The 13,799-nt window shown below is 74.0% G+C and carries 12 protein-coding genes; 7 read left to right on the top strand and 5 right to left on the bottom strand.

Annotation, left to right across the window (positions count from 1 at the left end; translation table 11 throughout):
• Positions 1–3: 3 nt before the first annotated feature.
• Positions 4–909: an acyl-CoA dehydrogenase family protein gene (locus ACGFZF_RS30810; protein ID WP_393559505.1), complete on the top strand. Its 906-nt coding sequence runs from the start codon at positions 4–6 to the stop codon at positions 907–909.
• Between the two features lie 401 nt (positions 910–1,310).
• Entirely contained in the window at positions 1,311–1,769 is a 459-nt protein-coding gene (locus ACGFZF_RS30815) for an ATP-binding protein (RefSeq protein ID WP_393559507.1), read from the top strand.
• A 215-nt stretch (positions 1,770–1,984) separates the two neighbouring features.
• On the opposite strand, the gene ACGFZF_RS30820 is transcribed toward ACGFZF_RS30815, so the two are convergent.
• Positions 1,985–2,923, bottom strand: a complete 939-nt coding sequence (locus tag ACGFZF_RS30820) for a cyclase family protein (protein WP_393559509.1) — start codon at positions 2,921–2,923, stop codon at positions 1,985–1,987.
• Positions 2,924–3,021: 98 nt separating this feature from the next.
• Between ACGFZF_RS30820 and ACGFZF_RS30825 the strand changes: the two genes are divergently transcribed.
• From ACGFZF_RS30825 to ACGFZF_RS30835, 3 genes are all read left to right on the top strand, one after another.
• Entirely contained in the window at positions 3,022–3,954 is a 933-nt protein-coding gene (locus tag ACGFZF_RS30825) for an SDR family oxidoreductase (protein WP_393559510.1), read from the top strand.
• Positions 3,951–5,000 carry a Zn-dependent alcohol dehydrogenase gene (locus tag ACGFZF_RS30830; RefSeq protein WP_393559512.1) on the top strand — a complete coding sequence of 350 codons (1,050 nt, stop codon included), beginning with the start codon at positions 3,951–3,953 and terminating at the stop codon, positions 4,998–5,000. The genes ACGFZF_RS30825 and ACGFZF_RS30830 overlap by 4 nt, the downstream gene beginning before the upstream one ends.
• A gap of 62 nt (positions 5,001–5,062) precedes the next feature.
• Positions 5,063–6,277, top strand: coding sequence for an MFS transporter (locus ACGFZF_RS30835; RefSeq protein WP_393559514.1), 1,215 nt, complete (start codon positions 5,063–5,065; stop codon positions 6,275–6,277).
• Here ACGFZF_RS30835 and ACGFZF_RS30840 read toward each other — a convergent pair.
• A complete protein-coding gene (locus ACGFZF_RS30840) occupies positions 6,241–7,212 on the bottom strand; it encodes a GlxA family transcriptional regulator (RefSeq protein WP_393559516.1) in 972 nt (323 codons plus the stop codon). The genes ACGFZF_RS30835 and ACGFZF_RS30840 overlap by 37 nt on opposite strands.
• Positions 7,213–7,271: 59 nt before the next feature.
• On the opposite strand from ACGFZF_RS30840, the gene ACGFZF_RS30845 reads away from it, so the two are divergent.
• Positions 7,272–8,564: an MFS transporter gene (locus ACGFZF_RS30845; protein ID WP_393559518.1), complete on the top strand. Its 1,293-nt coding sequence runs from the start codon at positions 7,272–7,274 to the stop codon at positions 8,562–8,564.
• A 123-nt stretch (positions 8,565–8,687) separates the two neighbouring features.
• Positions 8,688–10,010 (top strand): MFS transporter, encoded by a 1,323-nt coding sequence (locus ACGFZF_RS30850; protein WP_393559520.1) that lies wholly within the window; start codon positions 8,688–8,690, stop codon positions 10,008–10,010.
• A 16-nt stretch (positions 10,011–10,026) separates the two neighbouring features.
• Here ACGFZF_RS30850 and ACGFZF_RS30855 read toward each other — a convergent pair whose 3' ends face one another.
• The 3 genes from ACGFZF_RS30855 to ACGFZF_RS30865 all read right to left on the bottom strand — a co-directional run bounded on the left by ACGFZF_RS30855 (position 10,027) and on the right by ACGFZF_RS30865 (position 13,766).
• Entirely contained in the window at positions 10,027–10,620 is a 594-nt protein-coding gene (locus tag ACGFZF_RS30855) for a flavin reductase family protein (RefSeq protein WP_393559778.1), read from the bottom strand.
• An 88-nt stretch (positions 10,621–10,708) separates the two neighbouring features.
• The gene (locus ACGFZF_RS30860; protein WP_393559780.1) at positions 10,709–11,449 is read right to left on the bottom strand and encodes an enoyl-CoA hydratase/isomerase family protein; all 741 of its coding nucleotides are present in this window, start codon (positions 11,447–11,449) and stop codon (positions 10,709–10,711) included.
• A 73-nt stretch (positions 11,450–11,522) separates the two neighbouring features.
• Positions 11,523–13,766 (bottom strand): acetate--CoA ligase family protein, encoded by a 2,244-nt coding sequence (locus ACGFZF_RS30865; RefSeq protein ID WP_393559522.1) that lies wholly within the window; start codon positions 13,764–13,766, stop codon positions 11,523–11,525.
• Positions 13,767–13,799: the final 33 nt, after the last annotated feature.

Genomic DNA, 13,799 nt, shown 5'->3' on the forward strand with positions numbered 1-13,799 from the left:
CGAGTGGACTTCCGGCTCACCGAGGACCAGAGGGCGCTGAGGGCGGGCGTGCGGGAGCTGCTCGCCGGACGCTTCGGCGCGCAGGAGCTCCGGACGGCCGTCGCCGCGGGGACGCTCGACCGGGCGCTGTGGCGGGAACTGGGCGAGGCGGGCCTCTTCGCGCTCCGGCTGCCCGAGGAGGCCGGCGGTGTCGGCCTCGGCCTCCCCGAGGCGGTGCTCGTCTTCGAGGAGGCGGGACGGGCCCTGCTGCCCGGGCCGCTGGTCGCGACGCACCTGGCGGCGGGGGAGGTGCCCGGCGCGGCCGAGGGCAAGACCGTGGTCACCGGGCCCGACGGAGGGCTCGTGGAGTGGCTGGACGAGGCGGACGTCGTCCGCGGGGACGTCTCCGGCGCCGTCCCGGTGCGCTCGGTGGACCCGCTGACGCCCCTGCACCGGCTGCCGGGCCCCGACGGCGGCGCCCGCCGGGAACGCGCGTCCGCCACCGGCCCGGTGCCGGACGCGCTCGTCGCGACCGGCGCACTGCTGACCGCCGCCGAACAGCTCGGCAGCGCCGGGCGCACGACCGAGGCGGCCGTGCGCCACGCCCGCGAGCGGGAGCAGTTCGGCCGGCCGATCGGCGCCTTCCAGGCCGTCAAGCATCTGTGCGCGCAGATGCTCGTACGAACGGAAGTAGCCCGGGCCGCCGTCTACGCGGCGGCCGTGACCGGTGACCCGGTCGAGATCGCGGGGGCCAAACTGCTCGCCGACGAGGCCGCGACCGGCTGCGCCCGCGACTGCCTCCAGATCCACGGCGGCATGGGCTTCACCTGGGAGGCGGAGGTCCATCTGCATCTGAAACGGGCCTGGGTCCGGGCCGAACGGTGGATCCCGAAGGTCCTCGCGGAGGAGGTGGAGGCGGCACGGTTGTAGCCGGCGTGGCCGGTGACGCTCACGGAGCGTCGATATCGGGTTGTGTCCCCCGGCCGGGCCGTCACGGCCCGGAGTCGGGGTCCCGCTCCGGTACGCTCCGTGGGATGCGAGTGGTTGTGGGTCCGGTCCGTACCGGTGTCGCCGGTGCGGCGGCTCCGTGCCCCGGAATGCCCGCCGTTCGCGCCCCCTGGAGGCGCCTCGCGCGCCCCTGTTCGACTCCCCGCAGCGTGCGTCGCACAGTATGGACCATGCGTACTCCTTCGCGCTGGAATATGCCTGAAGCGCTTGTTGCGGTGACTGTACGTCAACCATGCTGTCTCGCAAGGAAATCACGTTCCGTGAGGGCGTCGATGGCTGTGAGGCGCGAGGCGATGTGTCCGCCGGTTCGGATGGTGTGAACGGTGCAGGTGCTTCAGGTTCAGTTGGAGGTCGGGGCCGACCCGGCAGAGGTGGGACGAGCCCGGCGATGGGCCCGTTCGAGGCTCGCCGGATCGGGCATAGGGGTGGACGAGCCGCTGGCCGAGACGCTGGTGCTGCTCATCTCCGAGCTGGTGACCAACGCCGTGGTGCACACGGGCTGTCCGGCCGTCCTGAGGATGCTGTTCGGCGCCGGCTGTCCGGACGCCGGGACGGTCCGGGTCGAGGTGGCCGACCGCAGCGACCGGCCCCCGCTCCAGCGGCACGCCCAGGGTGAGGACACCAACGGCCGCGGCCTGGAGCTGGTGGACGGACTGGCCGACCGCTGGGGCTGGCAGCGCGAAGGCGCCGGCAAGAGCATCTGGTGCGAGGTGGACCGGAGCGTTCCGGTCTCGGCGCAGGTGGTGCGGGAGCCGATCGCCTTCGACCGGGCCTCCTGCTGACGCTTCGCCGGGGGCACTGTTGACGGTTCGTGCCGCTTTGTTCACCCTGGGGTGAGCGATGCGTCGCGAGGGGACGCCGAGGGTGCCGCACCCTCGGCGAGTGCGGGTCGCGACCGGGGTGGCGGCCCGCCGTGCCGTGCTCGGGGCGGGCGCGATGCTCGCCGCCACCCGTGAGTCCCTCTTCCCTCACCGCGGCCCTGCGCGCCGGCCTGCTCCTACAGGATCGCGACCGGTGCCACCGGTGTGCCCGTGCCGCCGACGAAGGGCTCGGGCATCGCGGAGAGCAGGAACGCGTACCGCCCGCTCTGTGCACAGGCTGTGGACAGACTTTCCAGATTCCAGTTCTGCCCCTGGAGCATGCCCATCTCGACGAGGTCGAGGGCGTGCACGGGCAGCCACAGGTCCTCGATCTCGGGCGGGAAGATCTCGAAGGTGAGCGTGTCGTTCGCGACGGCGGCGACGTCCCGGGCGTGGAACCACTCGGGCGTCCGCACGGAAAGCCCGGGGGACGGGAAGGCGTACCCGTGCTTGTCCCCGGCCAGGTACTGCCGCACCTGCCCGGTCCGTACGAGCACGATGTCGCCGGCCCGGACCGTCACCCTGCCGAACTCCGCCGCCTCGTCCAGGTCCTCGGGGGTCACGGCGTGGTCGCCCGGCAGCCGGTCGAGTCCCTTGGCCGCGGCCACGTCCAGCAGGACACCGCGACCGACGATGTGGCGCGCGGTGTGGATGCCGCTGAACTCGGAGCGCCCGTGCGGCGTGATGGAGGCGGCGGGCCGCCCGTTGTAGATCTTTCCCGAGTGCGAGACGTGCGTGAGCGCGTCCCAGTGCGTCGCCGCCTGGAGGCCGAAGGTCACGGCGTCGTCGCTGGTGGCGACCGTTCCCGGGCCGAAGAGCTCCTGGTTGACCTGGACCATGACGTGCAGCGGGTTGACCCGGCCGGGGATCATGCCGGTCTGTACGCCGTCCTGCTCGAGGTCGAGTGCGAGGGGGACGCGCTGTCCCGAGCGGACGGTCGCGACGGCCTCGCGCACCACCTCGTCGGTGATCAGGTTCAGCGTCCCGATCTCGTCGTCCCGGCCCCAACGGCCCCAGTTGTTGACGCGCTTGGCGATGTCGTGGAACGCGGCGGGGAGAGCCGGGGGAGTTGACATCGGGGCCTCCAGGGGTCTTGTTCTCCGGTATCTGACGGGTCGTAGAATCCTGTTGACGAATCTAACGGACCGTCAGAAACCGCGGGAAGGGGCCGGGCGTGGGGAACTTCTTGGCTGGCAAGGTCATCGCCGTGACGGGCGCGGGGAGGGGGATCGGCCGTGCGGTCGCCCTGGCGTGCGCGGCGGAGGGCGCGAAAGTCGTCGTCAACGACTACGGCGTCTCCGTCGAGGGCGGGGAGCCGACCTCCGAGGTCGCACTCGCCGTCGTGAAGGAGATCGAGGCGGCGGGCGGATCCGCGGTCGCGGTCGCCGACGACATCTCGACGATGGAGGGCGGCGCGCGGATCGTGGACGTGGCGCTCGCGGAGTACGGGCGCGTGGACGGAGTGGTGTGCGTGGCTGGCATCCTGCGCGAGCGGATGCTGTTCAACATGTCCGAGGAGGAGTGGGATCCGGTCGTCGCGACCCACCTGAAGGGCACCTTCACCGTCTTCCGGGCCGCCTCGGCGGTGATGCGCAAGCAGGGCGGCGGGACCCTGATCGGCTTCACCAGCGGCAACCACCAGGGCTCGGTGGCGCAGGCCAACTACGCCGCCGCCAAGGGCGGGATCATCTCGCTGGTGCGCAGCGCGGCGCTGGGGCTCCACAAGTACGGGGTGACGGCGAACGCGGTCGCGCCCGTGGCCCGCACCCGGATGTCGGCCAACGTCCCCATGGAGCTGAAGGAGATCGGCGAGCCGGAGGACGTGGCGGCGCTCGTGGTCTACCTCCTGTCCGAGCGGGCCAGGGCGGAGGGGATCACCGGCCAGGTCTACACGATCGCCGGGCCCAAGATCGCGGTCTGGGCGCAACCCCGCGAGCTGCGGGCCGGGTACGCCGAGGGCGGCGCGTGGACACCGGAGCGGATCGCGGACTTCCTGCCCGGCACGGTCGGCACCGACCCGATGCCGCTGCTGACCCGGCTGGAGGAGATGGCCCGCGCCGCGGCGGCCGGCTCCCGCCCCAACGCCACGGACGAGGAGCGGTCATGAGAGGCGTCGTCTTCGACGGGAAGCAGGTCCAGGTCGTCGACGACCTGGAGGTGCGGGACCCCGGACCCGGGGAGGTCCTCGTCGCGGTCGCCGCCGCCGGGCTGTGCCACAGCGACCTGTCGGTCGTCGACGGGACGATCCCCTTCCCCGCGCCCGTCGTCCTCGGACACGAGGGCGCCGGTGTCGTCGAGGCCGTCGGGCCGGGCGTCACCCATGTCGGGCCCGGTGACCACGTGGCCCTGTCCACGCTCGCCAACTGCGGCACCTGCGCCGACTGCGACCGGGGCCGTCCCACGATGTGCCGGAAGGCCATCGGCAGGCCCGGGCAGCCCTTCTCCCGCGGCGGGCAGCCGCTGTTCCAGTTCGCCTCGAACTCCTCCTTCGCCGAGCGGACCGTCGTCAAGGCCGTCCAGGCCGTGCGGATCCCCTCCGACATCCCGCTCACCTCCGCCGCCCTCATGGGCTGCGGCGTCCTCACCGGCGTGGGGGCGGTGCTCAACCGGGCCCGCGTGGCGCGGGGCGAGAGCGTGGTGGTCATCGGCACCGGCGGCATCGGCCTCAACGTGCTCCAGGGCGCCCGGATCTCCGGCGCCCACCCGATCGTCGCCGTCGACACCAACCCGGCGAAGGAGGAGGCCGCCCGCCGGTTCGGCGCCACGCACTTCCTGGGCTCGGCGGACGGCGTGCGGGAGGTCCTGCCCACCGGCGCCGACCACGTCTTCGAGTGCGTGGGCCACGTCGGTCTGGTGCGCGCCGCGGTCGACCTGCTCGACCGGCACGGCCAGGCGGTGCTCCTCGGGATGACGGCCCCGACCGCCGAGGCGAGCTTCCTGCCCGCCGCGATGTTCCTGGACAAGTCGATCCTCGGCTGCCGCTACGGCTCCTCCCGCCCGCAGAAGGACCTCGCGCTCTACGCCGAGCTCTACCGCCGGGGCAGTCTGCTCCTCGACGAGCTCGTCACCGAGACCTATCCCGTGGAGGACTTCGAGAGAGCGGCCGAGGACGCGGCGCGAGGGAAGGTGGCCCGCGGGGTGCTCACCTTCTGAGCGGCCTTCCCGGCGGGAAAAATCCCCACGGCGGAGGGCGGCGGGTCGCTACGTTCGGTGCCATGTCCTACCGAGCGCTCGCCACCCGGCCCGTCCTCGCCTGGTCCGTCGTCACCGTGGCCGGACGGATGCCGGTGGCGATGGCGCCGCTCGCGCTGGTCCTCCTGGTCCGCGAGCGGCCCGGCGGGTACACGCTCGGGGCCGTCCTCGCCGCCGTGTACGTCCTCGGCGAGATCCTCGCCGCGCCCGTCCTCGGCATCCGGATGAACGCCGAACGGGCCCGGCCGCAGCTGGCGTCCGGACTCGCGGTCGGCGCGCTCGGCTTCTCGGGGCTCGGACTGCTCGACGGCGCGCACCCCGCGGTCCTGTGCGGGCTCGCGTTCGCCGCCGGCGCCGGACCGGCGGCCGTGCCCGGCGGGCTGCGCGCGCTGCTCACCTCGCTGGTCCCGGACCATGCCGTCACCCAGGCGATGAGCATGGAGTCGGTGCTCACCTTCGGGATCTGGGCCGGTGCGCCCGCCCTCACGACGGGCTTCGCGCTGGGTGTCGATCCGGCCGTGCCCCTGCTGCTCCAGGGCGGTCTGATGGCGGTGGCGGTGGCCGGGCTCCGGCTGCTGCCCGCCGGCTGGAAGGCCGAGGGCGGCCCCGGCGCCGGCGGCGAGCCGGTGCGGCGGCTCCTGGCGCGCGCCTGGCCCGTGTACGTGACCGGCGCGGCGAGCCTGACGCTGCTGGCCCTGGCCGAACTCGTCCTGCCCGCCCTGCTGGAGCAGCGCGGGATCGGCATCGGCTGGGCCGGACCGCTGCTCGCCGGCTTCGCGGCCGGCTCGGCGCTGGGGGCGTTCCTCTACGGGCTCCGCGGCGACTGGCCCGGCCGGCTCACGGCGCAGAGCCTCGTCCTCATCCTCGGCGTCTCGGCAGGGGTCGTCCTGGTGGCCCTGCTGCCCTGGACGGCCGCCATCGCCGTCGCCCTGGTCCTGGCCGGTCTGCTCCAGGCACCGGCCATGCTGACCCGGAACCTGGCCCTGCGCCGGATCCTCCCCCCGAGCGTCCTCGCGGCCGGCTACTCGGTCATGTACGCCGCCGTGGGAGCCGGCTACGCGGCGAGCGGCTCCCTGGCGGGCGGCCTGCTGCAGGTGGTGGCACCCTCGACCGCGATCCTGTGGGGTGTCGGCCTGACCCTGCTGCTGACCGCGGTCGGGGCCGTGGGGGAGCGGCGGTTCGCGGAGGCCGCGCCCGCGGCTCAGCCCGTGGCGCCCGCGCGGAAGGTGCGGCGGTAGGCCGTCGGCGTCACACCGATCGCCGTCTGCAGGTGCGTCCGCAGGGACTGGGGCGTGCCGAAGCCGGCGTCGCGGGCGATCCTGTCGACCGGGAGGTCCGTCGACTCCAGGAGGTGGCGGGCGCGTTCGATCCGCTGCCGGGTCAGCCACTGGCCCGGGCTGACCCCGACCTCCTCGCGGAACCGGCGGGTGAAGGTCCGTACGCTCATCGACTCCCGCACGGCGAGGTCGCGCAGCTGCAGCGGCTCGTGCAGATGGGCCAGCGCCCAGGCGCGGGCGGCCGTCGTGGTCGCGGTGCCCGGGTCCGGGAGCGGGCGCTCGATGTACTGGGCCTGGCCGCCGTCCCGGTGCGGCGGGACGACCGTCCGGCGCGCCACCTCGTTGGCGACGGCCGTGCCGTGGTCCCGGCGCACGATGTGCAGGCAGAGGTCGATGCCGGCCGCCACGCCGGCCGAGGTGAGCACGTCCCCGTCGTCGACGAAGAGCACGTCCGCGTCCACCCGCACGCTCGGGAAGAGCCGCTGGAAGTGCTCGGCCGAGGACCAGTGGGTGGTGGCCGGACGCCCGTCGAGCCAGCCGGCGGCGGCCAGCACGTAGCCGCCGGTGCAGATGGACACGAGCCGCGTCCCGGGCCTGATGTGCGCGAGGGCGGCCGCGAGCTCCGGCGTCAGGCGGCCCTCCTCGTAGACCGGGCCGAGTTCGTACGAGGCAGGGACGACGACCGTGTCCGCCGTCGCCAGCGCCTCCGGCCCGTGCTCGACGTTCACGGCGAAGTCCGCGTCCGTCCGGACCGGTCCGGCGACCGGCGCGCAGGTGACGATCTCGTACAGCGGGCGGCCCCCGGAGTCCTTCGCCCGCCCGAAGATCCGGTGCGGAATGCCCAGTTCGAAGGGGAGCAGGCCGGGCAGGGCCAGGACGGCGATGCGGTGCGGCACGGTGGTTCCTCCGAAAACCCCTTGGTGGTCCAGACCATTTGTTGATACATCTCGGGTCCGTGACGGACAAGTACACGTACAAGTCTGAGGCCGACGCGGTCATTCCCGACGCGGTGCCCGCCGAGGCGCCCCCCGGACCGGATGTCGTCCCCGCCGCGCCCCCGACGCTCTGGAGCCGCAACTTCCGGCTGTTCTTCGTCGCCCGGTCCGCCGCCGTCTTCGGTGAGGGCATGGTCCCGGTCGCCCTCGCCGCCGGTCTGCTCGGCGCCGGTCACTCCGGTTCCTCCGTCGGCTACGCGCTGGGTGCCTGGATCGGCCCCTTCGCGCTGTTCGTGGTCTTCGGCGGCGTCCTCGCCGACCGCTTCACCGCCCGTCGCATGATGATCACGGCGGACGTGCTGCGACTGCCCGGAGCCGCCGTCCTCGCGGTCTCCTTCGCGCTGGGCGGCCCTCCGCTGTGGTCCGTGTACGCGCTCAGCGCCGTCAGCGGGGTGTGCGCCGCCCTCTTCCAGCCCGGGGTCGCGTCCACGATCCCGCGCATCGCCCCGGACGTGCAGCGCGCCAACGCCGTCCTGCGGGTCGTCGAGTCCCTGATGACGATGGCGGGGCCGGCCGTCGCCGGTCTGCTCGTCGCGCTCCTGGGCGCCGGGGCCGCCTTCGGCGCCAACGGCGCGACCTTCGCGGTCAGCGCGCTCTGCCTCACCCTCATGCGTCTCCCCGCAGCCCCCGGCGACACGGCCGCACGCGGCTCGCTGCGGGCCGAGCTGGCGGTCGGCTGGCGGGAGTTCCGGGCGCGGAGCTGGCTGTGGGGGGTCATCGCGATCTGGACGGTGTACGGCCTGACGGTCGCCGGCCCGATGGTCCCGCTGACCGCGACCCTGGTCACCGGCGACCACGGCTCGGCCGCGTACGGCGTCCTGATGGCGGTCAACGGCGCGGGCAGTGCGGCCGGTGGTCTGCTCGCCCTGCGGCTGCGCCCGCGCCGGCCGCTGGCGTCGGGCGCCGTGGCGCTGCTCGGCCTGCCGGTCAACCTCGTCCTGCTCGGCTCCGGGGCGTCCGTGGTGCTGCTCGGCGCCGGTCAGTTCGTCGGCGGCGCGGCCTTCGCCTTCTGGCTGGTGATGTGGTCGACCTCGGTCCAGACGCACGTGCCGCAGGACGCGCTGAACCGGATGCACGCCTACGACGTGGCCGGATCCCTGCTGATGATGGCGGCGGGCCGGACGCTCGCCGGCCCGGTGGCGGAGGCGGTGGGCACCGAGACGGTGCTGCTGACCGGGGCGGGGATCGCGGTGCTGGTGGTGGTGGCGCTGCTGGTGGTGCGGCCGATCAGGACCCTGCCGCGGGTGCAGTGAGGCGCCGCCCGCGGGGGCGGAGGGGGAGGGGCCGGGCGGGGCCGGGAGCGAGGCCCGAAGGGGTGGCCCGATTCTTGCGAAAGCTGTCGGTCGGGCCAGTGGCTCGGGCGGCGGGGCCCCACGATGCTGTGTGACGTGACCCAGACAACCGAGACTTCCGCCGAGGCTCCCGCGCCCTCCCCGCCCCCCGGACCCCGAATCCACCGCGCCTGGTTCGTCGCGGCCGTCGCCTTCGTCACGATCATCGGCGCGGCCGCGTTCCGTTCCCTCCCGGGCCTGCTCATCGACCCGCTCCACGGCGAGTTCGGCTGGTCCCGGGGCACGATCGGTCTCGCGGTCTCGGTCAACCTCGCGCTGTACGGCCTGACGGCGCCCTTCGCCGCGGCCCTGATGGACCGCTTCGGCATCCGCAAGGTCGTCGCGACGGCCCTCACGGTCATCGCCGCCGGTTCGGGCCTCACCGTCTTCATGACGTCGAGCTGGCAGCTCATCCTGTACTGGGGGCTGCTCGTCGGCCTCGGCAGCGGCTCGATGGCGCTGGCGTTCGCGGCGACGGTCACCAACCGCTGGTTCACCGAGCGCCGGGGCCTGGTCACCGGCATCCTCACGGCCGCGAGCGCCTCGGGCCAGCTGATCTTCCTGCCGCTGCTCTCCTGGCTGGTCGAGGAACACCGCTGGCGTCCGGCCTCCGTGACCGTCTCGCTCGCCGCCCTCGCGGTCGTCCCCTTCGTCTGGCTCCTGCTGCGCGACCACCCCGCGGACGTGGGACAGGCCCCCTACGGCGGCGTGTACGCCGAGAAGCCCGCGCCGGTGACGGGGGCGGCGCGCCGGACCGTCACCGTCCTCGTCAAGGCGGCCCGCACCGGCCCGTTCTGGCTGCTCGCCGGCACCTTCGCGATCTGCGGCGCCTCGACCAACGGCCTCGTCCAGACCCACTTCGTGCCCGCCGCCCACGACCACGGCATGCCCATCACCGCGGCGGCCTCGCTCCTCGCCGTGATCGGTGTCTTCGACGTGGTGGGCACGATCGCCTCGGGCTGGTTCACGGACCGCTTCGAGGCGCGGCGGCTGCTCGCGGTCTACTACGCGCTGCGGGGCGTGTCCCTGCTCTTCCTGCCGATGCTGCTGGCCCCCTCGATCCACCCGCCGATGATCTTCTTCATCGTCTTCTACGGTCTGGACTGGGTGGCCACGGTCCCGCCGACGATCGCCCTGTGCCGCGAGCACTACGGCGACGACAGCGCGATCGTCTTCGGCTGGGTGCTCGCCTCCCACCAGGTGGGCGCGGCGGTGGTCGCCTTCGCGGGCGGCGTGGCCCGGGACGTCTTCGGCTCGTACGACGTCGTCTGGTACGCCTCGGGCGCCCTGTGCGCGGCCGCCGCCCTGATGGCCCTGGTGATCCGCCGCCGGCCGCAGCCGGTGACGGTGCCGGCGGTCCGGGTGTAGTGCCCCCGGGCGGGGCTCAGGTCGCGAGGCGGCCGAAGCGGCCGCGGTGGAAGACGAGGGGGTCGCCCTCGGCGGCGCCGTCGAGGGCCTCGACCCGGCCCACCACGATCAGGTGGTCGCCGCCGGTGTGGACCGTGGCGATCGTGCAGTCGATCCAGGCCGGGGCGCCGGCCAGGCGGGGCGAGCCGGTCACCGGGGCCGGGGTGTGGGTCACCCCCGCGAACTTGTCCGCGCCGCTCTTCGCGAAACCCAGGCACAACGGGCCCTGGTCCGCGCCCAGGACGTTGACGCAGAAGGCGCCGGCCCGGGCGATGCGGGGCCAGGTGGTCGAGGTGCGGGCGACCATGAAGGCGATCAGCGGCGGGTCGAGGGACAGCGAGGCGAAGGACTGGCAGGCGAAGCCGGCCGGTCCTTCCTCGTCCCGCGCGGTCACCACCGTGACGCCGCTCGCGAAGTGGCCCAGCACGCGCCGGAACTCGGCCGGGTCGACGGGCAGCCGTTCGTCGTCCCGTACCGCCCGCAGCAGCGGCCGGGGGCGGATGCCGGAGCGGGGCTCCACGGCCGTGGGCGCCCCGGCGGACCTGAGGTATCGGACGGCGGTGGCCGCCATCCCAGCGTGTCCCATCACATCGTCCATTGAAACTGACGCAGCGTCAGATAGGAACCCTCGTGCGCCGGTTCCGTCGCCGTGCCGTGCCTCAGCGGCCCTCGTAGCGCGGGGTGCGCCGTTCGGCGAAGCTCGCGACGCCCTCGTTCGCGTCCCGGGTCGTCATGTTGATCTCCTGCGCCGCCGCCTCCGCCGCGAACGCGTTCGCGCGGTCGGCCTCCAGCGAGCCGTTCACCAGCTGCTTGGTCAGGGCGATCGCCCGGGTCGGGCCCTGCGCCAGGCGTTCGGCCCAGGCGCGGGCCGTCTTCTCCAGCTCGCCGTCGGGGACGACCCGGTTCACCAGGCCCATGGTCCGCGCGTCGGCCGCGTCCAGCGCGTCGCCGAAGAACATCAGCTCCTTGGCGCGCTGCGGGCCGATCAGCCGGGGCAGCAGGTAGGCCCCGCCCCCGTCCGGCACCAGGCCGCGCCGGACGAACACCTCGATGAAGCGCGCCGACTCGGCCGCGAGCACCAGGTCGCAGGCGAAGGCCAGATGCGCCCCGATCCCCGCCGCCGTGCCGTTCACGGCCGCGACGACCGGCTTCTCGCAGTCCAGTACGGCTCCGATGAAGCGCTGCGCCCCGCGCCGGATGGTCCGTGCCACGTCGCCGGGGACGCGTTCCCCGGACGCGGTGCCCGCCCCGCCCGCCGGGGGAGACCCGCGCAGGTCCGCGCCCGCGCAGAAGCCCCGGCCGGTCGCGGTCAGCACCACCGCCCGCACGTCCGGGTCGGCGGAGGCGTCGGAGAGCAGCCCGATGATCTGCTCGCGCTGGTCCCAGGTGACGGCGTTCATCGCCTCGGGACGGTTCAGGGTGATCCACGCGACGCCGTTCCCGACGGTGTGCAGTACGTCGTCCACGGGGCTCCTATCGGCAGACCGCGAGCGCGTCCAGGGCGACCGCGCCCTGTCCGCGCGGCAGCACCATCAACGGGTTGATGTCCAGTTCGGCGAGGTCGCCGTCGAGTTCGAGGGCCATCCGCTGCACCCGCAGCACGACCTCCACCAGTGCGTCGACGTCCGCCGGCGGCGCCCCTCGCACGCCCTCCAGCAGGGCCCGGCCGCGCAGTTCCCCGAGCATGGCCCGCGCCTCGTGCTCGCCGAACGGCGGCACGCGCACGGCCGCGTCGTTCAGCACCTCGACCAGGACGCCGCCGAGGCCCACGGTGACCGTCGGCCCGAAGAGCGGGTCCCGGGTCACTCCGACCACCATCTCGACGCCGCGGCCGACCATCTGGCAGACCAGGACGCCGTCGAGCTCGACGCCTTCGTAGCGGGCGATGTCGGTGAGCTCCCGGTAGGCGTCGCGCACCTGGCTCGCCGAGGTCAGCCCCACCTTGACCAGGCCCAGTTCGGTCTTGTGGGCGAGCTGGGTGCCCGACGCCTTCATCACCACCGGATAGCCGACCAGGCCGGCCGCCCGCACGGCCGCGGCGGCGCTGGTCACCAGCTGCTCGCGCGGCACCCTGATCCCGTACGCCCGCAGGAGCTGCTTCGCGGAGTGCTCGCTGAGCTGCCGGCCGGGCAGCATCAGGGCCCGGGCCTTGCGGAAGGACGGCGACGGCGTGCGCGGGGCCTCGTCGAAGGGTGAGCGGTAGCCGGCGGAGAAGCGGTGGTGGTCGAGGTAGGACTTCACGGCCCCGATGCAGTTGGAGAAGGTCCGGAAGGTCGCGACGCGCGAGGAGCCGAGCAGGGTCTCGCGGTAGGCGGCCTCGGTCCCCACCGGCGACCCCCACACGACGCACACCAGCTTGTCGGTGGCCTCGGCCGCGTCCACCAGGTCCTGTGCCAGCCGGTCGCTCATCGGCGGGAAGGGGCCGGTGATGGGACAGATGAGGACCCCGACGGAGGGGTCGGCGAGGATCGCGTCGATGATCTTCCGTCCGCGCCAGTCGCCGACCGGGTGCCCGCCGTTGTCCACCGGGTTCGCCACGCCGAGGTAGGACGGGATCCACGTGTGCAGCTCGGCCTGCTTGGCCTCGGAGAGCGTGGGCAGGGTCAGGCCCGCGGCGGTCGCCAGGTCGGAGAAGTGGGCGCCGGTGCCGCCGGAGATCGAGTAGACGACGACGCCCTCGGCCACCGGCTTGCGGGCGCGCGCCAGCAGCGCCGCGGTGTCCTGGAGTTCGTCGAGCCCGTCGACCCGGATCACGCCGAACTGGCGCATGGCGGCGTCGACGACCTGGTCCGCGCCGGTCAGCTTGCCGGTGTGGGAGGCGGCCATCCGCGCCCCGGTCTCGGTGCGCCCGACCTTCACCGTGACGACCGGCACCCCCTCGCGGGCGGCGCGGTCGGCTGCCAGCAGGAAGGAGCGGCCGTCCTTGAGGCCCTCCACGTAGCAGGCGATGGCGCCGACCTCCGGCCGTCCGGCGAAGTACGAGATGAAGTCGGCGGTCTCCAGGTCGGCCTCGTTGCCGGTCGGGGCCCAGTGGGAGAGCCGTACGCCCAGCTCCTGCAGGGTGTGGACGGGGCGGCCCTGGTGGCCCGACTGCGTGATGAGCGCGATCGCGGGCCCGTCCAGGTCGTCCCGGAAGCGCTCGAAGGCGTTGAGGTTCGTATTGGGTCCCAGGAGCCGGATGCCGGAGCGCCGGACGGCGTCGGCGAGGCGCTCCTGGGCGGCGGCGCCCTCCCGGCCGGTCTCGGCGAAGCCGGAGGCGAAGGCGACCGCGAACCGCACCTTGGCGTCGGCGAGTTCCTCGACCACGGGCAGCGGGTCGGCGACGAGCAGCACGGCGAGGTCGACGGGTTCGGCGCGGGCCGCGGACAGCGCTCCGACGGACGGCACGCAGGGGATCCCGAAGACCTCCGTACGGGTCGGGTGGACGGGCACCAGCTCCGCGCCGACGCGCTCGGCCCAGGCCACGAGCTGCCGGGTGATGCCGGTGTTGGGCCGCCCCTCGCCGTCGGAGGCGCCGACGACGGCGACCGAACGCGGCCGGAAGAAGCGGTCGAGGTCGGGGACGGGGGCGTGCAGCGGCCGGCCGCTGACGTCGTGGTCGCCCTCGGCGGCGGTTCTCCCGTGGACGGTGGTCCCGGCCTGTCCGGGGTGCTCTCCGCAGGCCACCACGCGGGCGCGGAGATCGGTGGTGAAGGTGCCGTGAGTCGATCCAAGCATCGGTCCGCCCGTCCCAGTCCCGAGTCCCTCGTC

The organism is Streptomyces sp. NPDC048338 (assembly GCF_043201055.1).
Lineage (GTDB): Bacteria > Actinomycetota > Actinomycetes > Streptomycetales > Streptomycetaceae > Streptomyces.

Excerpts from the sequence above, each read along its gene's own strand:
- ACGFZF_RS30820 (WP_393559509.1), bottom strand. The coding sequence starts at position 2,923 with ATGTCAACTCCCCCGGCTCTCCCCGCCGCGTTCCACGACATCGCCAAG.
- ACGFZF_RS30830 (WP_393559512.1), top strand. The coding sequence starts at position 3,951 with ATGAGAGGCGTCGTCTTCGACGGGAAGCAGGTCCAGGTCGTCGACGAC.
- ACGFZF_RS30835 (WP_393559514.1), top strand. The coding sequence starts at position 5,063 with ATGTCCTACCGAGCGCTCGCCACCCGGCCCGTCCTCGCCTGGTCCGTC.
- ACGFZF_RS30850 (WP_393559520.1), top strand. The coding sequence starts at position 8,688 with ATGCTGTGTGACGTGACCCAGACAACCGAGACTTCCGCCGAGGCTCCC.
- ACGFZF_RS30855 (WP_393559778.1), bottom strand. The coding sequence starts at position 10,620 with ATGGCGGCCACCGCCGTCCGATACCTCAGGTCCGCCGGGGCGCCCACG.
- ACGFZF_RS30860 (WP_393559780.1), bottom strand. The coding sequence starts at position 11,449 with ATGAACGCCGTCACCTGGGACCAGCGCGAGCAGATCATCGGGCTGCTC.
- ACGFZF_RS30865 (WP_393559522.1), bottom strand. The coding sequence starts at position 13,766 with ATGCTTGGATCGACTCACGGCACCTTCACCACCGATCTCCGCGCCCGC.